This window comes from Xanthomonas sp. WCS2018Noco2-27 (assembly GCF_031843525.1).
Taxonomy (GTDB): Bacteria; Pseudomonadota; Gammaproteobacteria; order Xanthomonadales; family Xanthomonadaceae; genus Xanthomonas.
The window spans coordinates 525,237-543,871 of record NZ_JAVTIK010000002.1 but is presented as its reverse complement, the minus strand read 5'-3'; the positions used below and the strand labels follow the sequence as shown (position 1 = coordinate 543,871).

The 18,635-nt window shown below is 65.0% G+C and carries 15 protein-coding genes, 1 other RNA gene and 2 pseudogenes; 9 read left to right on the top strand and 9 right to left on the bottom strand.

Annotated elements, in window-relative coordinates; translation table 11 throughout:
• The first annotated feature begins 499 nt into the window (after positions 1-499).
• The 3 genes from RQH86_RS07525 (at position 500) to RQH86_RS07515 (ending at position 2,487) form a co-directional block, all read left to right on the top strand.
• The gene (locus RQH86_RS07525) at positions 500-865 is read left to right on the top strand and encodes a glyoxalase (protein WP_311239793.1); all 366 of its coding nucleotides are present in this window, start codon (positions 500-502) and stop codon (positions 863-865) included.
• Positions 866-1,006: 141 nt separating this feature from the next.
• A complete protein-coding gene (locus RQH86_RS07520; RefSeq protein ID WP_311239792.1) occupies positions 1,007-1,954 on the top strand; it encodes a Nudix family hydrolase in 948 nt (315 codons plus the stop codon).
• The gene (locus RQH86_RS07515; protein ID WP_311239791.1) at positions 1,942-2,487 is read left to right on the top strand and encodes an AAA family ATPase; all 546 of its coding nucleotides are present in this window, start codon (positions 1,942-1,944) and stop codon (positions 2,485-2,487) included. Before RQH86_RS07520 ends, RQH86_RS07515 begins: the two co-directional genes overlap by 13 nt.
• A gap of 380 nt (positions 2,488-2,867) precedes the next feature.
• Here RQH86_RS07515 and RQH86_RS07510 read toward each other — a convergent pair whose 3' ends face one another.
• A complete protein-coding gene (locus RQH86_RS07510; protein WP_311239790.1) occupies positions 2,868-3,455 on the bottom strand; it encodes a hypothetical protein in 588 nt (195 codons plus the stop codon).
• A gap of 146 nt (positions 3,456-3,601) precedes the next feature.
• Positions 3,602-4,429: a methylenetetrahydrofolate reductase [NAD(P)H] gene (gene metF / locus RQH86_RS07505; RefSeq protein WP_055850966.1), complete on the bottom strand. Its 828-nt coding sequence runs from the start codon at positions 4,427-4,429 to the stop codon at positions 3,602-3,604.
• A gap of 858 nt (positions 4,430-5,287) precedes the next feature.
• On the opposite strand from metF, the gene RQH86_RS07500 reads away from it, so the two are divergent.
• Entirely contained in the window at positions 5,288-6,265 is a 978-nt protein-coding gene (locus RQH86_RS07500) for an NAD(P)H-quinone oxidoreductase (RefSeq protein ID WP_311239789.1), read from the top strand.
• A gap of 91 nt (positions 6,266-6,356) precedes the next feature.
• On the opposite strand, the gene RQH86_RS07495 is transcribed toward RQH86_RS07500, so the two are convergent.
• Positions 6,357-6,755, bottom strand: coding sequence for a VOC family protein (locus RQH86_RS07495; protein ID WP_311239788.1), 399 nt, complete (start codon positions 6,753-6,755; stop codon positions 6,357-6,359).
• A 371-nt stretch (positions 6,756-7,126) separates the two neighbouring features.
• Here RQH86_RS07495 and RQH86_RS07490 point away from each other — a divergent pair, with 371 nt between their 5' ends.
• Positions 7,127-8,062 carry a Gfo/Idh/MocA family oxidoreductase gene (locus RQH86_RS07490; RefSeq protein WP_311239787.1) on the top strand — a complete coding sequence of 312 codons (936 nt, stop codon included), beginning with the start codon at positions 7,127-7,129 and terminating at the stop codon, positions 8,060-8,062.
• A gap of 144 nt (positions 8,063-8,206) precedes the next feature.
• On the opposite strand, the gene RQH86_RS07485 is transcribed toward RQH86_RS07490, so the two are convergent.
• Positions 8,207-9,877: a histidine phosphatase family protein gene (locus tag RQH86_RS07485; RefSeq protein WP_311239786.1), complete on the bottom strand. Its 1,671-nt coding sequence runs from the start codon at positions 9,875-9,877 to the stop codon at positions 8,207-8,209.
• 638 nt (positions 9,878-10,515) lie between these two features.
• Between RQH86_RS07485 and RQH86_RS07480 the strand changes: the two genes are divergently transcribed.
• A non-coding RNA gene (locus tag RQH86_RS07480) (sX9 sRNA) lies at positions 10,516-10,591 on the top strand.
• Between the two features lie 58 nt (positions 10,592-10,649).
• On the opposite strand, the gene RQH86_RS07475 is transcribed toward RQH86_RS07480, so the two are convergent.
• Both RQH86_RS07475 and RQH86_RS07470 read right to left on the bottom strand, forming a co-directional pair.
• Positions 10,650-12,020, bottom strand: coding sequence for an alpha-amylase family protein (locus tag RQH86_RS07475; RefSeq protein ID WP_311239796.1), 1,371 nt, complete (start codon positions 12,018-12,020; stop codon positions 10,650-10,652).
• A gap of 582 nt (positions 12,021-12,602) precedes the next feature.
• Positions 12,603-13,241, bottom strand: a complete 639-nt coding sequence (locus tag RQH86_RS07470; RefSeq protein ID WP_311239785.1) for a hypothetical protein — start codon at positions 13,239-13,241, stop codon at positions 12,603-12,605.
• Between the two features lie 172 nt (positions 13,242-13,413).
• On the opposite strand from RQH86_RS07470, the gene RQH86_RS07465 reads away from it, so the two are divergent.
• Both RQH86_RS07465 and RQH86_RS07460 read left to right on the top strand, forming a co-directional pair.
• A complete protein-coding gene (locus RQH86_RS07465) occupies positions 13,414-13,959 on the top strand; it encodes a DUF2058 domain-containing protein (protein WP_311239784.1) in 546 nt (181 codons plus the stop codon).
• A gap of 58 nt (positions 13,960-14,017) precedes the next feature.
• Positions 14,018-14,575: a DUF3228 family protein gene (locus tag RQH86_RS07460; RefSeq protein ID WP_115584358.1), complete on the top strand. Its 558-nt coding sequence runs from the start codon at positions 14,018-14,020 to the stop codon at positions 14,573-14,575.
• A gap of 294 nt (positions 14,576-14,869) precedes the next feature.
• Here the strand turns inward: RQH86_RS07460 and RQH86_RS07455 are convergent, their stop codons facing one another.
• From RQH86_RS07455 to RQH86_RS07445, 3 genes and pseudogenes are all read right to left on the bottom strand, one after another.
• Positions 14,870-15,574: a sulfotransferase gene (locus RQH86_RS07455; protein ID WP_311239783.1), complete on the bottom strand. Its 705-nt coding sequence runs from the start codon at positions 15,572-15,574 to the stop codon at positions 14,870-14,872.
• A complete protein-coding gene (locus RQH86_RS07450; protein ID WP_311239782.1) occupies positions 15,571-16,494 on the bottom strand; it encodes a sulfotransferase domain-containing protein in 924 nt (307 codons plus the stop codon). Before RQH86_RS07450 ends, RQH86_RS07455 begins: the two co-directional genes overlap by 4 nt.
• Positions 16,487-17,801, bottom strand: a pseudogene (locus tag RQH86_RS07445) (cytochrome P450). Before RQH86_RS07445 ends, RQH86_RS07450 begins: the two are co-directional and overlap by 8 nt.
• Positions 17,802-18,315: 514 nt before the next feature.
• Here RQH86_RS07445 and RQH86_RS07440 point away from each other — a divergent pair.
• Positions 18,316-18,534 (top strand): annotated as a pseudogene (locus RQH86_RS07440) (DUF3228 family protein); the annotation flags it as partial.
• Positions 18,535-18,635 lie beyond the last annotated feature (101 nt).

The window sequence follows — 18,635 nt, the reverse complement described above, 5'->3', positions numbered from 1 at the left end:
CGGTATTGCTTCCGATCCCCGCGCCTTCGGCGCGCCCCCTTACCAAGGGGGCTCTACCTACGAAGGGATTCTTGGGGGGTCTCCAAAGTCCGGGTACGGAATGGCGTACGCGCAGGGGATACGTCTTCGCGTTTGATGCTTGCGCCTTCGGCATGCGCCCTCTACCAAGCGAGCTCTGCTGACGACGCGTATTCGTGGGTTTCCTGGGAAGCCGGATACGTGAAGCCGGATGCGGGTGCATGGCCTGGTTTCCGATCCCCGCGCCTTTGGCGCCTCCTGCCGGGCGTTGCTCGCGGAGAGTCGACGGCGTTTTCGAGAAACCAGAGTGTGGACGGCGAGCGTACTTGGCAAGCGCTCTCCCGGTGAGTGTCAGCACGGCGAGGTCTGCTCTACGCTCCCGCATCTCTTGCGGTGCTCATTGTTCCCACCGTAGACATGCTTTTCCGCCTGTGCGACTGCGGGCGTATGCTCAGGTCCACGTCCTGCGTGGAGTGCGGTCATGTCGTTGTCCAGCCAGCAACTGAAGGTATTCGTGCCTGCGCGCGACTACACGTTGTCGCAGCGCTTTTATCGCGCACTGGGCTTCGTCCAGGAGGACGAGGTGGGCAACGTGACTTGTTTCCGGCATGGCACCCATTGCGCGTTTTTGCTGCAGGATTTTTATCTGCGTGAGCTGGCCGAGAACCTGATGTTGCACCTGTGGGTGGACGACGCGGATGGCTGGTGGCAGCACGTGCACGACACCGGTCTGGACGAGCAGTTCGGGGTGAGCTGCAGTGCGCCTGAAGACCGGCCGTGGGGCGCGCGCGACTTCACCTTGCACGATCCCAGCGGGGTGCTCTGGCGCATCGGGCATCCGTTGTAGGGTCGGGGATTTGTGATTGGAGATTCGGGAGTGGCCGAAGCGTGCGCCAGGTTTGCCTTGGCGTGTCTCTAGCCTCGCATTCCCATTCGGCTGCGGTCCGAGTGATTGCGTTGAACCGCTCACTCGCGGCACTCTTATTGCATGCCTGATTCCCTAAGATCCATTCACGTCGTCGCTGGCGTGATCACCGACCCGCGCGGCCGCATCCTGCTGACGCGGCGTACCGAAACCCGCGACATGCCCGGCCTGTGGGAATTCCCCGGCGGCAAGCGCGAGCCCGGCGAAACCTCCGAGCAGGCGCTGGTACGCGAACTCAATGAAGAACTCGGCATCGAGGCCCAGGTCGGCGAGTGGGTCATGGATGTGCCGCAGCTGTATCCGGACAAGCGCTTGCGCCTGGAAGTGCGCCACATCGCTTCCTGGAAAGGCAGCCCGCGCGGCCGCGAAGGCCAGGCCATGACCTGGGTGGCGGCCGACAAGCTGGCTCGCTATTCGATGCCGCCGGCCGACGTGCCGGTAGTGGGCGTACTGCGTCAGCCCGACCGCTATCTGATCACGCCCGAGCCCGAGGACGACGCGCGCTGGCTGGAAGGTCTGGAAAGCGCGCTGCAGGACGGCGTGACCCGCATCCAGCTGCGTGGGCGGCAGGTTGCGCCTGCGCGTTGGCAGGCGTTGTTGCAGCAGGTGATGCGCCTGCGCGGTCGTGCGCGCGCGCAGTTGCTGCTCAATCGCGATGTCGCACTGGCTGCGGAACTTGGTATCGGCGTGCATCTGGGATCGGAGCAGTTGGCCGGTTTGCAGGAGCGCCCGCTGCCCACAGAACAACTGGTTGCCGCCTCGTGCCATGGACTGGAAGATTTGCGTCATGCGCAGCGGCTGGGCTGCGATTTTGCGGTGCTGGGGCCGGTGCAGATCACCGCATCGCACCCGGGTGCGACACCGCTGGGATGGGACGGATTCGAAACCCTGCGCGAGCAGGTATCGCTGCCGATCTACGCGCTCGGCGGCATGCAGGCGGCCGACCTACGCGAAGCACGCTCGCATGGCGCGCAAGGCATTGCGGCCATTCGCTCGCTGTGGCCGCAGTAAGCGAACGGCTACCGACGCTGGTGGTGTTCGGTGGATTGCCGGGCGTGGGCAAGAGCGCTATTGCACAGGCGTTGCTGACGCAGTGGCCCGCGTTTTATCTGCGCATCGATACGATCGAGCAGGCACTGCGCGAGAGCGGTGAGCTCGCCACCGAGGTCGGGGCGGCCGGCTACCTGATCGCTTACGCACTTGCGCAGGCCAATCTACGCCAAGGCCATGTGGTGGTCGCCGACTGCGTGAATCCGTTGCCGGTCACCCGTGCATCCTGGCGCGCGGTGGCGCAGCGCACGCAGAGCCACTTGCTGGAGATCGAAGTGATCTGCAGCGATCGCGCGGTGCACCGGCAGCGCGTTGAATCGCGGCGTAGCGAGATCCCCGGACTGCGTGTGCCGGAGTGGTCTTCCGTCCTGGCGCACGACTATGTGGCATGGACAGAGCCGCATTTGGTGATCGACAGCGCTTTGCTGAGCCCGCAGCAGGCGGTCGCAGAGCTCATGCACCGGCTTGCCGCGCAGCCTTCAGGCGCATCGTGACCCTGGCGCGGCTACCAAAACGACTGTGCAGCCGCCAGGCGCGTGCGGCCGCTGCTCGTTGTGGCCTCTACCCATTCGTACACTCCGGTTCCGCCGCACCCACCTCACAACTGCTCGCTAGGTTGTGTCAGCCGCGCTTAGTCCCTGTGTGCCGGCTGCCTTTAGGTCGGCGGGTTGTTCGGAACAGCGGTGGTCATCGCCGCCATCGCCCAAGGATGCGATATGCAATCTCGCTGCCATCGTGAGGCCGGCTGACAAGACGGAACGAGTCGTCGTCGCGCGGCTCAGGCGGCGTGCTCATAAACCCCGGTGTTGCATGCAGATTCCGGGCATCGGCGGCGACCGCGCTGCGCTGCGTGCAGTCTTTATTGCAAGCGGACTTAAAACGTCACCCAAAAGCAGTTGTACTGCCGCCGCAAGCGCAACACGCTGCGCGCAGGCGTACCGCTGGCGAGGTTCTGTTCCAGGCGCAGGCCCCAGGGGCGCGGGCGTGTGGGCGTGGGCAATGGCGCATCGATCGCGCTGCCATCCAGCGACGGGGCTGTTGCGGCGGTGTCTGCCTCCCAGGTCGGTGTATCGGTCTGCGGATACATCGGTGCGATGTCCAGCAGCGGGCGTTGCACGATGGCTTCCAGCCGGCTCAGTACCTGGTTGGCCGCCGCGTCGGATTGCCCGCTCCACAGGTAAAGGCTGGACAGTCGATTGACGTCGCGGCTGTCCACGGCGCTTTGCAGGAGCGACACCAGCTCGCTCAGCCGGCGTGGGCAGCCATAGCGGTGTAGCCCGGTATTGCCCTGTGTGCGCGGGGCCGGTGGCGCGCGCATTGCGGCGCCCACGTCTTCGCAGCGGCGGTCGGTGAACATGGTTTGCCCGTCCGGCGTGACGCAGCGACGGATCTCCTGTGCCTGCACGCGGCTGGCGGCAGGCAGGCAAAGCAACAGCAACATCATTGGCAGGAGGCGAGGCATCCGCGCAGCGTAGCCGGGCGCGCGTGAGCTGGCGAGAAACGCGAAAGAGCGCGCGCCGGCGCGCGTGACGTAGCTGGCCGCGCCCGCCGGAGTTGAATCGTTTGTACCGGCGGGTTGCCGCAAGTGGGCCAAGCGCGTAGTTGCGCTCAGCGCCCCAACAGTTGCAGTACTTGCGTGGTGGGCTTGGCCAGGTTGAGCGTGTAGAAGTGCAGCGCCGGTGCGCCGCCGGCAATCAGGCGCTCGCACAAACTGGCCACCACTTCCGCGCCGAAGGCGCGCACCGCATCGGCGTCGTCGCCATACGACTGCATCTTCTTGCCGATCCAGCGCGGGATCTCGGCCCCGCATTGCTCGGAAAAACGCCGCAGCTGCGAGAAATTGGAGATCGGCATGATGCCGGGAACGATCGGCACCTCCACGCCCATGCGCTGCACCGCGTCGCGAAAATGGAAGTAGGCATCGGCGTTGTAGAAATACTGGGTGATCGCCGCATCGGCGCCGGCATCGACCTTGGCCTTGAAGTAACGCAGATCGCTCAACGCATCGACCGCTTGCGGATGGGTTTCCGGATACGCGCCGACTTCGATCCGGAAGGCATCGCCGTGCTCGGCGCGGATAAAGGCGATCAGGTCCGAGGCATAGCGCAGGTCGCCCGGATGCCCCATGCCCGAGGGCAGGTCGCCGCGCAGCGCAACGATGCGGGTACAGCCGATGGCGCGATACAGCTTGAGCAGTTCGCGAATCTCCTGGCGGTTGCCGCCCACGCAGGACAGATGTGGCGCCGATTCGAAGCCGTGCTTCTGCTTGAGGTGGCGCACCGTCTCGGAGGTGTAGCTGAGCGTGGAGCCGCCGGCGCCGAAGGTGCACGACACATACTCGGGCGCATAACCCTTCAACTTGGTCGCGGTGCGGTCCAGCTGCGCGCGCTGGTCGTCGGTCTTGGGCGGGTAAAATTCGAAACTGAGATGCGTCATCGCGGCGGGTCCGGCGGATCGTGCTCGCATAATATCGCTTCATCGCGATGAATGCATATTTGGTTGCGAGTGTCCCGATTGCCTGGCGGCGATGCCAGCGTGCAGGTGCGCAATGCAGCGCGGTTTCATGGTCGGGCCTGTTTGCATGCACTTGTCGCGCGGCGCGGCGCGGGCGGTAAGCTCGGCTACCCCACGCCACTTGATCGGAGCGCGACATGCAAGAGCAGGAAATGGACGTAATCGCCGAATCGTTGGGCCGCATCTGGGTGGCGTTGGCGCGCAGCGTCGGCGATCTGGCGCCCGCCTTGGCCTAGAGCGTGTTATGTACTTTGAGGTGAGTGCGAAGCGTCCTGTGGCGCGTCGAGACAAGGCGTGCGCTGCAGCCCAGGCTGGCTGCCTGGGCAAGGCGCGCAACGCGGTATCGGCGCGCCACAGGGCGCTTCCCGGAGGGTTGGCCGTCAGCGGCACGGAGCGGCCGCCGCGCGGCTTGCCTTGGCGCCAGCCAAGCCGGCGCCACGCAGCACCCGCTCCGCACCGCTGACAGCCAACGCATCTCATCTCAAAGTGCATAACACGCTCTAACAGCCCGGTGTGGATGGCAGCAAGTTGCTGAGCGACTTTGCCGCGCGTCTGCCGTCTGCCGTCGGGCGAGGACGACGGCACGTCCAAGGTGTTCGAAGCGATCCGCCAGTACATCGACCAGGGCGTCGCTCCCGACCAGGAGTGAGCATTGCCACGCGCGTCTGCTGCACGCAGGCGCGCGCGATGCAGGCCTGGTGTGCAGCGGCGTCGCACGCTCTACGCCATGCATTGACATCTGCCTACCTACACTGGGTGCCCCTTTAACGGAGCGCCTTCATGTCCGACACCACGATGACCGCCATCGCCATCCGCGATGGCAAGGGCGACGCCGACGCGCTGTATGCCACCGAGCAGGCGCGCCCGCGCGCGGCGCCGGGGCAGGTGTTGATCCGCGTGCATGCGGCGGGCATCAATCGCCCCGATCTGCTGCAGCGTGCCGGGCACTATCCGCCGCCGCCGGGCGCGCCGGAAACGCTGGGTCTGGAAGTGGCCGGCGAGATCGTGGAGCCGGCCGGTCGCTGGAAGGTGGGCGACCGTGTGTGTGCGCTGCTGGGCGGCGGTGGCTATGCCCAATATGTGGCGGTCGATGCGCGGCATGTGCTGCCGATTCCTGCCGGCATGGATCTGGTGCAGGCGGCCGCGTTGCCGGAAACCATCTTCACTGCCTACACCAACCTGTTCGAGCATGGCCGCTTGGCGGCCGGCGAATGGCTGTTGCTGCATGGTGCGACTTCAGGGATTGGCGTCACCGCCATCCAGATGGCCAAGGCCGCCGGTGCGCACGTGTTGGCCACTGCGCGCTCGGCCGGCAAGGCGGCGCAGGCGCGCGAGCTGGGCGCCGATGTGGCAATCGATTCCACCAGCGAATCGTTTGTGGCCGTGGCCAAGGCGCATGGCGGTGTGGACGTGGCGCTCGACATGGTGGGCGCTGCGGTCTTTGTCGATACGCTGGAAGCGCTCAACCCGCGCGGGCGCATCGTCTACATCGCCTCGCAGGCCGGTTCGACCATCGAGGTGCCGATTCCGCAGCTGATGCGCAAGCAGGCCATCCTCACCGGCTCGACCCTGCGTCCGCGCAATGCCGACGAAAAGGCGCGCCTTGCCGCGGAGGTCGAGCGCGTGGTGTGGCCGTGGATCGAACAAGGCAAGATCCGCGTGCTGATCGACAAGCGCTTCCCGCTCGGTGAGGCGGCCGCGGCGCATCGCTATCTGGAGCAGGGCAGCCATCTGGGCAAGGTGGTGCTGGAGATGTAGTCCGCACGCGGTCGTCGCTGCGAGTTCCGCAGACAACGGACGACCGAAACTCAGCAGTATGAGGACGCGAGCCGATACCGCTGGCAGGCGCTTATGCGCTGCGATCGACCACCGCTTCGATGTGGTGGCCATCGGGGTCGATGGCGAACGCGGCGTAATACGCGTCGCCGTAGTCGGGGCGCAAACCGGGCACGCCGTTGCTGCGACCGCCGTGCTCAAGTGCGGCCAGATGAAAAGCGTCTACCGCAGCGGCGGTGCTGGCTGCGAATGCAAGATGGAATCCGCTGCCCGGCGCGCAGTGCGTTGCCTGTTGCTGTTTCAACGCCAGACAATCCTCGCCGCCGGGGCGGCCATAGCCGACCGCCTGATCGAGCGTGCCTGGTTCCAGGTCCGACCACACCCGCACATAGCCCAGTGCGCCGAGCACGGCGTCGTAAAACGCGGCTGAGGTTTCGATGTTGCCAACGCCAATGGATATGTGATGCAGCATCGATGCAGTCCTGTGATGAGTGGCGCGCGTGTGCCGGCTGGCGATCCTGGTGTGTGCGGATGCCTTGGGTCAATCGCCTGCAGTGGTTGCAGCCCGTCAAGGCGCTTGCAGAAATCGACGCAGTGGCCTGCATCGCATCTGTCAGCCAGGCGCCGCGCCGCGGAATGCTGACGGAGCCGCTGCATGGCGCCCATGCAGGTATAGCAAAACAAGCAGGAGCGATGTCTCGCAGCGGGCTATGGCCTGACCGTACACTGCGCCGTCGCACACGTGTGGCCGGAGGTCGCACCACAGGTTGCGTCGGCCCGATGCCGTCGCAGCAGGCAGTGCAAAGCAACCAGCACGACTCCCCTATCAGCACGAAGGTTTCGATGAAGCATCCAGACGCATTGCGCATTGCCCTTGTCGGGATCGGCAAGATCGCCCGCGACCAGCACGTGCCGACCATCGCCGCGCGCCCGGACGTGCAGTTGGTGGCCACGGTGAGCCGGCATGGCACGGTCGATGGCGTCCCGGCGTATCACACCCTGGATGAAGCGTTCGCCGCGCATCCGGAGCTTGAAGCCGTCGCCTTGTGCACGCCACCGGTCGGGCGGCATGCCTTGGCACAGGCAGCGTTGAGCGCTGGCCGGCATGTGTTTCTCGAAAAGCCGCCGGCCGCCACGCTTGCCGAGATCGACGACCTGCGCAAGGTGGCGCAGCACGCGCAGCGCAGCCTGTTCACCAGTTGGCATTCGCGTTGCGCGGCCGGCGTGGAGCCCGCACGCGCGTGGTTGGCCGATAAGCAGATCGTGCGTGCGCACATCACCTGGAAGGAAGACATCCGCCACTGGCATCCCGGACAGGACTGGATTCTCGAACCCGGCGGCATGGGCGTGTTCGATCCCGGCATTAATGCGTTGTCCATCGTCACCCACCTGTTGCCGCGCAGCTTCGCATTGCGCGAGGCCGAGCTGCACACACCGCAAAACCGTCAGGCACCGCTGTACGCCAGGCTTGCGTTCGTCGATACCGCCGGCGTGCCGGTGACGGCGGAGTTCGACTTCCTGCAGACCGGCCACCAGCGCTGGGATATCGAAGTGGAAACTACCCAGGGCGTACTGACGCTCAGCGAAGGCGGTGCCAAACTGCACATCGATGGGCAGGCGCAGGCCGTGCCCGCGTCCAGCGAATACGACGGCCTGTATCGGCGGTTTGTGCAGTTGGTGCGTGCCGGCGAATCGGAGGTGGATGTCGCTCCGTTCGTGCATGTGGCCGATGCGTTTTTGCTTGGGGCACGCACGGTCACCGCGCCGTTTGCCTGGTAAGTCGGTCGCGCTATCGCGGTGACCGTGCCGAAGAACAACACCGACGATTGGTCGGTGTTGTTTCGTCTTGATCGCGGATTTGCACGATGATTTCAATGCCATCGCGCCACATGCGCAGTGGCAGCGCCGCTGCGCATGTGCCGATCAACGGCTTTCCAGTGCCACGTCGTCTTGCCCGACGTTTTCGGCGTTGCGGACATCCGCCACCGAGAGGGGTGTACTCGCCGGCTTGCGCAGCGCTGGGGTGATCTGCGCGCGGAAGCGCCTGACCACCCACGTCTCATCGAGCAACGCAAACGCGAAGAAACCCAGCAAGGTGCCGGCGACCAGCGTGGGCGCATGCGTAAACGTGCCAGGCAACAAGAGACTGAGCCACAGGAAGATATTGGGCGAGGTCTGCAGTAGGTGAATGTCTGCCGCAATGCCGGCGTCGATCCGCTTGCCGGTCACGCGCTGGTGCGCGCGTAAGTACAAGGCGCTGCCCACGCGGCACGCCAGCAATAGTGTAAACGGCAGCAGCAATGCGCCCCAGGCATGCCAACCGCCATCCATCAATGCGTGTACGAGTGCGGTTCCTTCGGTGCGTAGCCCGACCAGCAAGGCCATCGGCACCATCGTCAATGCGCCCACCCAGCCCCAGTTGGTCGCGAGCTTGCCGGCTGCGATCGGCCGCGCGCGCCGCCATCCCTGTGCGGCCAGCGAGGGCAGTGCCAAGGCAAGCAGCAGCACCACGAAGAACCGCTCCAGCGCATGCGCGTTGCCCAGCAGCTCACGGTGATCCACAACCAGCACCAGCAAGAGCAGCGGCAGCAGCACCGACAACACCAGCGTGTAGCGCGCTGCAAAAAAGTAATCGCCGCCGCGTGCCAGCGAGAAGGTCGGCACCGACAACGCCGGCGGCACGATCAACAACAAACCAATCACATGGATCCATTCGTTCTGAAACTGTGTGAGCAACAGCATGGCGCAGAGCGCGCGTGCCACGCTGATCACGCACAGCGCAATGTTTTCCGGCCCCTGGGTCAGGCGCAATGCGCCGGCCTCGATGCGTACCGACAGGAAGAACGCATTGACTGCCAGCAAGACGACGATGGCTGTGGTGCTGGCAATATGCGGCACATGGACGCCCACGCACGACAGCGCGAAGCCGCCTAGCGCGGCGAGTAACATCCATTGCAGGAGATGGATTTCGGTTTGCTCGCCCAGATAGTTCATGCGCGAGGAGCTGCGCGCAGTCATTTGCTTGAGCTCGTCCCACGACAGCGGCCGGGAGTTGGGTAGCCGGAAATCGATGTAGTCGGCAGGTGGCAGGCCGGAGGCGATCAGCGCAAACACCTCGACGATGTATTTATGCGCCACCACCAGCACCTGCTTGCCTTGCCGGTCCAATGGCGCAAGCACGGTGTCGTAGTAATGCTTGCAGCGGGCATACATGTCCATCCAGTGTTCGCCATCGGGCGGCGCGCCGTCGGCATCGTGGAAGCAGGCGTCGTAGAGGCGGTGGCCGATCGACTTCTTGATCAGCGTTTTGTTCTTGCCGGCGAAGATGCCGAAATCGCGCTCCACCAATGCAGCGCTGGAGATCACCTGCGGGGTCCCGGTGACGCCTTCCAGGATGATGGTCGCGGTTACCTGCGCGCGTTCGAGCGTGGACACGTGGACCTGGTCGAAGTGCAGCCCGCGTTGACGAACGTAATCGGCTGCCTGGCGCGCCTGGCGACGGCCCAGCGGGGTGAGTGGCGAGTTCTGCGCGCCTGCAAAATAGTTCTGTTCGTTTGCGAGCGACTCGCCATGACGGACGAAGTACAAAGGCATGGGCTGGGCTCCGGTAATGCACCACTGATCGGTGAGTCCGGTAGCGTTGCAACACGAGTTGCCGACGCGGCGCCTGCACAGCTGCCAGGCGACCGCTGATGGATGCGGCATAGGCCGCGTATCCGTCGGTGCCTCGCGCCGTCAGCCCATGTGACGGTTGCTTGCGACGTTGTGTCGATCATTGCTCATGCGGCAAGGCCATCGGCTCGCGGTCAACCGATTGCACGCCATGTGGGCAGGTGGGGCGGCATGCATCCGATTGCCAGTAGGTCCGGCGAGCCGAGTGTTTCGTTGCGACGCGAACGCTGTTTTTATCGATCGATTCATCTGCTGACCAAGGATGTGTCGATCGCACCCGTTTGCTTCGTGTGCGCGTGTCATCGAGTGCGACGGCATGCGCGCAGTGTCGTTGCGCGATACGAAGCGATCATGTTGCCCGCAGACGCACAACGCCTGTGTACGCGAAATGCGGCACAGGCGTTGGTTGATGCGGTCAACAGGTTGACGATCACGCAGTTGCCTTATCGGCATCCAGCTTGCGAGATCTGGTTACTGCCAGGTGTACAGGTGCGATTTCGAGCAGCCAACAAAACGACTGTGCTCACCGCGAGGCGGGCGCGGACGTTGCTCGGTGCGGCATGTACCACGCGTACACTCCGGTTCCTCCGCGCCGTCCACTCCCACCTGACGACTGCTCGCTACGTGCTGTTAGCCGTTCTTACATCACCTGCACATGCAGGCAACGCCGGTGGGCACATGGCTGCGGTCGGGATCAGCGCCGCCACATCCGTGTGCCACGCGCCGGCAGGGTAAACGTGTAGGAGCCGCTGGTAATGCGCACCACGTTGCCCGAGCCCAGCGCATCCACGTAGTCTGCATTCCAGTACAACACGCTGTTGTTCATGCCGACGGTGGTGGTGACCGGGTTACCGCATTTGTTGATGCCGACGATGCCCATGCTGCCGCGACGGAACAGGATGTGGCAGGAACTGGACGACAACACCTGCATGTCGGTGCCCTGCACGCCATTGTGGAAGCCGATCATGCGGCGCAGGTCGTCGCGCTGGTAGGCGTTGACCCATCGGTTGTCGCCGCTCTCGTTGTTGTCGGTGTAGACCATCGGCATGCCGCCATTTCGGCCGATCAGATACGCATAGGCCAGGGTTTCGTCGACCGGGTCGAGAATGGCGTAACGGAAGCCGGCGTTGTTGGGGATGTCGTGAGTGATGGCGAAAGTCACTGCGCGATTGCCCGGCAATGCCTGCCCGCCGCTCGCCGGGTCCACCAGCTGCTGCATGCTGGCACCGACCGCAAACGCATTGCGCACTGCGTTGAACAACGGAAAGTCGTAGGCCGCATGCGGCGTGGATTGCAGATATGGCGCCAGAAACTGATCGTAATCGCCATTGCCGATACCGCCGCCAGTGATCACTTCGCCGAACACATAGACGCCGGAGCGGATGCCGGCATCGAATACGCGGTTCAGATGATCGAAGGTCATGTGCTTGGCCGCATCCACGCGGAAGCCGGTCACGCCAAGGCCCTTGAGTGCCTGCAGATAGGCGCGCTGCTGTTGCACCACCCAGTCGTTACCGACCAGATCCGGCAAGCCCGGGTCGCTGCCGCCGCCGCAGATGCGGTAATTGCGCACCTGGAAGGCGTCGTTGTAGTTGGTGATGCACTGCGCCGGGCCAAAGTCGCTGGCGCTCAGAAAGTTCGACTGCAAGGTGCCGAACAGGCGCAGCGAATCGTAACGTCCCGGGTTGGCTGCGTACTGCGACAACACCGCGCTGCCGGGGTAGTTGAGGTCCGAGCGCGTCGCCGCTTCGTTGGCCATATGGTTGAGCACCACGTCGGCATAGGTTTCAACGCCATTGTTGGCCAGCGCCTGCACCATGCGTGAGAACGCAGCGGTGTCGCCCAGCGGGCCGTCGATCACGCGCAGATCCTGCGGTTGATAACGCGCCCACCATGCACTGCCTTGCGAACGATAGGCGGGAGCCACCAGCACCTTGCGATAGCCGGCATCGGCGATCTCTTTGGCGCGTGCTTCCACGGTGGCGTAGGGCCAGTTGAAGGCATGCAGGATGACATCGGCCTGCACATTGGCGGTGGTCAGCAGCAAGACCAGCGCTGTCAGCAGCAGGCGGCCGCAACGCTGCATGAGCGAGGGTGGAGCGTGAGCTAGCGTGTTGCGCATCGGATGGTTCTCCAGTTGGTAAGAGCGAGCTCGCGCGCAGTCTGCGATGCCCACATCAAGGCCTCCGGCCCCTGTTCCGGAAAGCGCGCGCACGGCGTGCAGCGCGCGGTGATGCTAAGCGCGCATCGCGCCGCAACATCGGTGGTGTGCATACGTATTCAATGCCACCAACCGCGAAACTGCGTGTGGGGTTCGGTGGCAACAGGGCGGTCGGTCGCACAAATGCGCGCGATCCCCTCCTGCTGGAACACTGGGCATCGGGCCAGTGTGTTTTCAGCGGCTAACGCGTTTGGTCCGGCGTGCGTCGCTATCGACGACGGCCACTGCAGGCGTGACACGCTGCAGGCAATGCGCTGTCTGTGCGCATGCTGTTGGACAACGTGAGTGCGCTCGATGTTGCAACACGGTGGGCGCTGCCTCGAGCGAGCGATACGGCAAAACGGGGCGGCAAGACATCGCGGGCAGCATGCATTGCCGCGTAGTGCAGCCGGTGCAGCGTAGGCCGCACCGGCTGGCTAGGCGTGCTTAACGATAGACGTGGCGGAGCTCATCGCGCGTATGCAATTCCTGCAGCTTGGTCAGCGGTAGCTCGATGTGTTCGTCGGTGTAATAGGTCGGTTGCTTCGCAGTGCTGCCGCCCGCATCGCGCTCGGCACCTTTCCACTTGTTGAAGCCCTTTTGCGGCAGTGCCAAGGTGATGGTTTCGCCACTGACGCTTTGCACCCGCACCACACCGTAAGCGTGTCCATCGTAGGCGCCAGGCGCCACCGTCTGCAGGTCCACGGTGTACAAATCGCCTGCCGCAGGCTGCGCCAGCAGTGCGTTGTCCTGCTTCGATGTCTGCGAGGCGCTGTAGGCGCCAAACACCACCAGGACCGCAATGAGCCCGAGCAGGACCAGCCCGCCAAACCGGCGATAGGCAGGAATCGGTGGCTTGCCCTGAGACGCTTCGAAGGTTTTGGTGTCCAGCGCAGTGCTGTGGTTGCAGCCGTCGCACACACGCAAGTACTGCTTCTTGGTGACCCAGCTGAAGATGTACCAGAGGTGCGCGTAGCGGTAATGCAGGACATTGCGAAAACTGCGCTGTTGCGCGCATTGGTCGCAATGCGCGCCGTCGGCGGCTCCGAGTGCGATGGCGTCGCCGCCCGATCCCCAGATGATCATCATTCGTCCTTGAACTATATGGAAGTGATGCATGATAAACGCTGCTCGGCTGGTTGCGCACCTGCCCGGCTGCCTAGCGGCGACGGGTGGCACACGCTGGCCAGGACCGGCGACGCAGGTGCCTGGCGCCGGCCGCGTTAAACTAGCGGCCAGTCCACTGCCGATGTCGCCCATGCGTAATCCACTGCAAGAACAGCTGCTCAAGGCTGGCCTGGTCAAAAAAGCCCAGGTGGACAAGGTTGCGCGTGAGCAGGTCAAGCAACGGCACGCCAAGGGCGGGGCGGTCACGCCTGCCGATGCCGACAAGGTGGATGCGGCGCGGTTGCAGGCCGAGCGTGCCGAGCGCGATCGTGCGCTGGCCGAAGAACGCAATGCGCAGCTGCGCAAGCAGGAAGTGCAGGCGCAGGTGCGCCAGATCGTGGAGACCAGCAAGGTCAAGCGCGAAGGCGAGATCGACTACCGCTTCAACGATGGCAGCGTCATCCGCAGCGTGCTGGTCAATCCGGCGTTGCGCAGCCAATTGGCCAGTGGCGCATTGGTGATCGTGCGACATGGCGAGGGTTTCGAACTGATTCCGCGCGTGGCTGCCGACAAGGTCTACAGCCGCGATCCAGGCACTGTGGTGCTGGACCACGCGCGCAACCCCGCGCCGCCATCGAGCGATAGCGACGATGATTACTACAGCCAGTTCAAGGTGCCTGACGATCTGATCTGGTAAGTGGTCGCGCGCAGTACTGCGCGTTACCCTGGCGCTCTTTGCCCCCGACCCTGTTGCCATGTCGATCGTTCTCACGCCGTTTGCCCGCCCCCGTTTGTTTCCGCGCGATGGCCGTCGCAATGCGATCCAGGACTGTACCGCCGAGCAGTTCATCCAGCATCTCAACGATGCGCCACCGCTGCGCGTGATCGAAGGCTACGCGGCGTTTTGCCAGCTGCATGTGCACCACAACTGGACCAGCACCCGCTGCCTGACGGTACCGATCAGCGCAGAAAACCGTCACCTGCTGCGCTCCGGTTATGAAGCGCGCAACACGCAGGAATTGCCGGTATTGGTACGCTGGTTCGAAGGCGTCGAGCCGCCGATCGCGCAGTACATGCTGCCGATCCTGTACAGCCGCGATCAGCTGGCCAAGGAAGGCGCACCCATCGATGCGGACTGGGGCGTGGTCGGTTGCCTTTACACCGCCGAGCCGGACGAAATCCCGATGACGCCGATCACCATGTTGCGCAATGCGCTAGGCGTGGAAGAGGGCGGCTCGGGCGTGCCGCTGGATCGCGACGCGTATCGGCGCAGCGTGGCATTTTGGGAGGCCAACGCGAACTGGCGGCCCTAACGTCGCCCGAGGCAGCGCCGGTCGGGATCATTTCGGTGGCATCGGTGCTGGGCGTGACCCGCCCCAGCAGAACCTTGCTTTTGGCATACCGCTGTCGAGCGGATCGAAATCGATGCAGCAAGCCGCTGCACATCCCCATTGCGTCCTTCTCGACGCGGCTGCAGATCGTCGAGCGCAGCGAGCACGGAGCATCTCGGCTGTCGTCTGTGCGCTTGGCGTGAGCTCCGACGCTGCCCGAGTATTCAATCCGATCGGGATGCGTTTTTCGATGCTTCATGGCCCGCACGGCGCCGCTCATTGGCCGGGTGGCGCCGCGAACGCCTCTTCGGCGAGGCGGTCAAGATAGGCGCGCATGCGCATTTCGATCAGCGCCGGCTCGGTGGGCAGGGCGCGTGCGGGTGCGTTGCCCGCGCCACGCGCGTGCACGCGCGGATAGGGCGATGCGGGCACGGCCACTTCCAGGAAGGCGCACAACCGTTCCCATCCCGTTTCCGTGTCGGCATCGAGCACCAGCAGGCGTTGCGCCGGCACACGCTCGATCACGGTCTGGTTCCAGCGGCGGAAGTAGTCGGTCATGAAGGCGCGCTCGCCGATCCGCTCGCCCAGCTCGCGGCGCAGGAACCGGCTCAGCCGCTGGCCCTGGTTGCTGAACAGCGACGGTACGCTGCCGTCGCCGGAAAAGATCGTGGCATGCACCGAATCGAACCACGCGTCTGGGTCGCGTACGGTCAGGATCACCTTGGCGTGCGGGAAGTGTGCGACCAGTTGTGGCCAGAAGCAGCAGCCCGGATAGTCGGTGGTTGCTGTATAGCTGGCGAAAATCGCGTCCCAGTCCGGTTGCCCGTCGATCGCGTGCTCCCACAACGGCAAGGCCTGGCGCAGCTGCGCGGCCAGTTCCATGGCGTGGTAGCAGCGGCCCAATCCCAGATGCTCCAGCGCCAGCTTCAGCGACAAGGTGCCGGTGCGGCCGAGGCCTGCGCCGATGATGCGCAGGCTCACGTGGCCGGCTCGGTGGCGTGCGCCAGCCACTGTGCGGCTTCGCTGCACAGTTCCGCCTGTGCGCGTGTCGCGTAGGCGGCGACGACAGACGCCGGCAACAGGGAGCGCCAGCGCCCCGCACGGCCCTGGTTGAAGAAAGCCTTGCCGCCCTCGCGCCACAATCCGGCACCCTGCGGCACGTAGCGTGCCGCGTGCTGGCGCATGTAGTCGAAGCGGCAGTGGTGCAGGATCGCCTTCCAGGCCGCGTCGCGCACAGGAATCTCCAGGAACGCTGCGATGCGGCGTATCTGTCCCGGCAGGTCGTGCAGGAGGTCGGCGTAGTGCACCAGCAGCACGTTCGGTTGTGTGCGCTGCTGCCACCAGCTGCGCACGCCCTCCCAGAATGGCCAGAACGGTGCGCCGTCGTGCGCCAGCCAGTACGCCACGTACTCGTCCACCGGCAGGCTCGGCGGCGGCACCACGCGCAGCTTGCCGGGCTCTCCCACGCCAGCCGCGCCAGCGTCCAGGCGCGCTTGCGCGTCCTGGCTCACCGCGCACTGGTGGTCGTACAGGCTCAGCGCGATGTCGCGGCCGTCGCGGCCGATATACAGGTATTTGGCGCGCGCACTGATCACCAGCGCATCGGCCGGCAGGTGGGTCTTGATAAAACGCCGATGGGTCTGCGCCTGCAGCAGCGCGAGTTTGCTGGCGCGGTTCGGATGCACGCTGTCCAGCCACGGTGAGAGACGCGAAACGTCGACGTCTGCCGCACCTTCGAAGATCAGTTGGGCGACGATCTGTTGCAGCCAGGTGGTGCCGGCCTTGGCATAACTGGCGATGACGATGTCGCCGTGCCGGAACGCCAGCTCGTTCCACGCTGCGGAATCGAAAAAGCGGTTGGGATATTCGCGGGTCTTGGCGAATGCGGTGGAGTCAGCCATGCGGAGGTTCTAGAGGGTAGGAGAGGGACGCGGCTATGGCAGCGTGCGAGGTAAGGGCCACACTGGCCGTGCGCGGCCGCAGGGCGATGCGGACGTCGAGCGGGCGCAGCACCAGCGCCGGAAACGGCGTGGGCCGCGCATCCGCCGCCAGGTGCAGCGTGCGCAGACGCAACAGGCTGGCGACGACAACGGTCATCTGCACCTGCGCCAGCATGCTGCCGATGCAACTGCGCGGGCCGCCGCCGAACGGGAAGTAGGTGTAGCGCGCTGGTGCATGTGCGGCCGTCTGCAACCAGCGTGCAGGCACGAAGCGCTCCGGTTCGGCAAAGTGACGCGGATCGCGCTGCACCACCCATTGACTGACGATCAGCTGGGTGCCGCGCGGGACCGCGAAGCCGTCCAGGGTGGTCTCGCGCTGCGCGATGCGCGCGGTCATCCATGCCGGCGGATACAGGCGCATGGCTTCCTTCACGCAGGCGCGGGCCAGCGGCAGGCGCTCGATGAGGGCATCGCCGCAGGCGTCATCGGATGCGGCGTCGAGGTCGGTGGCCGCGTCGGCTTCCTCTGCGACTGCCTGCGCGAGCGATGGATGCTGTGCCAGCAGCAACTAAGGTCCAGGTCAGCCCGGCCGCCATCGGTTCCAGCGCAGACATCAGCATTGCCGCGGCCTCGTCGCGCCGCCAGTCGCTGCGTCCATGCGGATCGTCGCGGCGGAGCAGTTCGAGCATCGAGTCGGTGCCGGCAGGACGCGACGTATCGAGAATCTGCGTCAGCGCCACGTCCAGCGCTCCGCGCGCGGCAGTCAGCCGGCGCTTGCCGACGCTCGGCCACCAGGCCGGCGCTGCGGACGGCGTCCGCGTCTGTTGCAGGATCGCGTCGACCATCGGCAGCATCCGCAGCAGCGCCGGAGCCTGCGTCGCATCGCCGAGCAAGAAGCCGGCGCCGAGCTGCGCGCACAGCGCGGTCATGGTCGGGCGCAGATCCTGCGCAGGGTCGGTGTCGTCATGTGTTCGCAGCAAGGCCTGCGTCGCAGCGGACGCCTGTATGGCGTAGGCGCGCACCAAGCTGGCGCGGAAGGCGGGTTGCAGCGTCCGTCGCTTGTGCCGCCACTCGGTACCGTCGCTGTTCATGACCGACGCGGGAAATGCGGCGCGACGCGCGCGCGGGTCCGGATCGGTCTTGGCATAAAGAGCCCCATCGTCGCCGAGGACCTGGGCGATGATCGCCGGTGCTGCGAGGAGATAGGTGCGCTCGGCGATCCGCACCACATCGCCGTAAGTGCGTGCACTGGCTTGCAGGAAGCCCAGCGGATCTGCGGTGAATGCCTGTCGATTGCCGAACGCCCAGTGTCCCCGAGGCCCGGGCGGAAGCCGTCCTGTCTCGGTCACGCGCAGCACCATGCGGGCACACGCCACTGCATCATGCCGATTGCCGCATGTCGGTCGCGATGGCAGCCGGCGAACGCGTGCATGCTGCGCTCCAAGGTCTCGAAGCGAGGGGCGCGAGATGAGGCGGATCGCCTCCTCTCGCGAGGATGCCACGCGACGGTGGCGGACGGATCAATAGGTGTAGATGTAGCCCAGCTTGCGGGCGCCGAAGCTCTGGACCCAACGCGAGAGCGATCTAAAAAATACTTTCATGGCGATATTCCTGATTGAAGAGAAGAGCCTGTTGCGGTGATCGCCGCTGCATCAGTGAGGCAGCCACGAAAAAAGCGTCCCCGCTCGGAGCGGGCCATACAAGCGAAAGACTAAAGCGTGCTCAACTGCGCATGCGTCATGTGCCGATTCTTGACGCCTGTCACGCGCGGGATGGTATCGCCGCGATCAGCTGGCCAAGGAAGGCGCACCCATCGATGCGGACTGGGGCGTGGTCGGTTGTCTTTACACCGCTGAGCCGGACGAAATCCCGATGACGCCGATCACCATGTTGCGCAATGCGCTAGGCGTGGAAGAGGGCGGCTCGGGCGTGCCGCTGGACCGCGACGCGTATCGGCGCAGCGTGGCATTTTGGGAGGCTAACGCGAACTGGCGGCCGTGAGAACTTTGTGTGCAACTGCGCAGCGCAGATTTTGTGGCGCGATGCCGCATTAGCAACGCGCCCACCGGACGGGCATATAGCGATGTAGCAGCATTGGGGCA

Coding starts and splice junctions, on each gene's coding strand:
- RQH86_RS07525 (WP_311239793.1), top strand. CDS start 500: ATGTCGTTGTCCAGCCAGCAACTGAAGGTATTCGTGCCTGCGCGCGAC.
- RQH86_RS07520 (WP_311239792.1), top strand. CDS start 1,007: ATGCCTGATTCCCTAAGATCCATTCACGTCGTCGCTGGCGTGATCACC.
- RQH86_RS07510 (WP_311239790.1), bottom strand. CDS start 3,455: ATGCCTCGCCTCCTGCCAATGATGTTGCTGTTGCTTTGCCTGCCTGCC.
- metF (WP_055850966.1), bottom strand. CDS start 4,429: ATGACGCATCTCAGTTTCGAATTTTACCCGCCCAAGACCGACGACCAG.
- RQH86_RS07500 (WP_311239789.1), top strand. CDS start 5,288: ATGTCCGACACCACGATGACCGCCATCGCCATCCGCGATGGCAAGGGC.
- RQH86_RS07495 (WP_311239788.1), bottom strand. CDS start 6,755: ATGCTGCATCACATATCCATTGGCGTTGGCAACATCGAAACCTCAGCC.
- RQH86_RS07490 (WP_311239787.1), top strand. CDS start 7,127: ATGAAGCATCCAGACGCATTGCGCATTGCCCTTGTCGGGATCGGCAAG.
- RQH86_RS07485 (WP_311239786.1), bottom strand. CDS start 9,877: ATGCCTTTGTACTTCGTCCGTCATGGCGAGTCGCTCGCAAACGAACAG.
- RQH86_RS07470 (WP_311239785.1), bottom strand. CDS start 13,241: ATGATCATCTGGGGATCGGGCGGCGACGCCATCGCACTCGGAGCCGCC.
- RQH86_RS07465 (WP_311239784.1), top strand. CDS start 13,414: ATGCGTAATCCACTGCAAGAACAGCTGCTCAAGGCTGGCCTGGTCAAA.
- RQH86_RS07460 (WP_115584358.1), top strand. CDS start 14,018: ATGTCGATCGTTCTCACGCCGTTTGCCCGCCCCCGTTTGTTTCCGCGC.
- RQH86_RS07450 (WP_311239782.1), bottom strand. CDS start 16,494: ATGGCTGACTCCACCGCATTCGCCAAGACCCGCGAATATCCCAACCGC.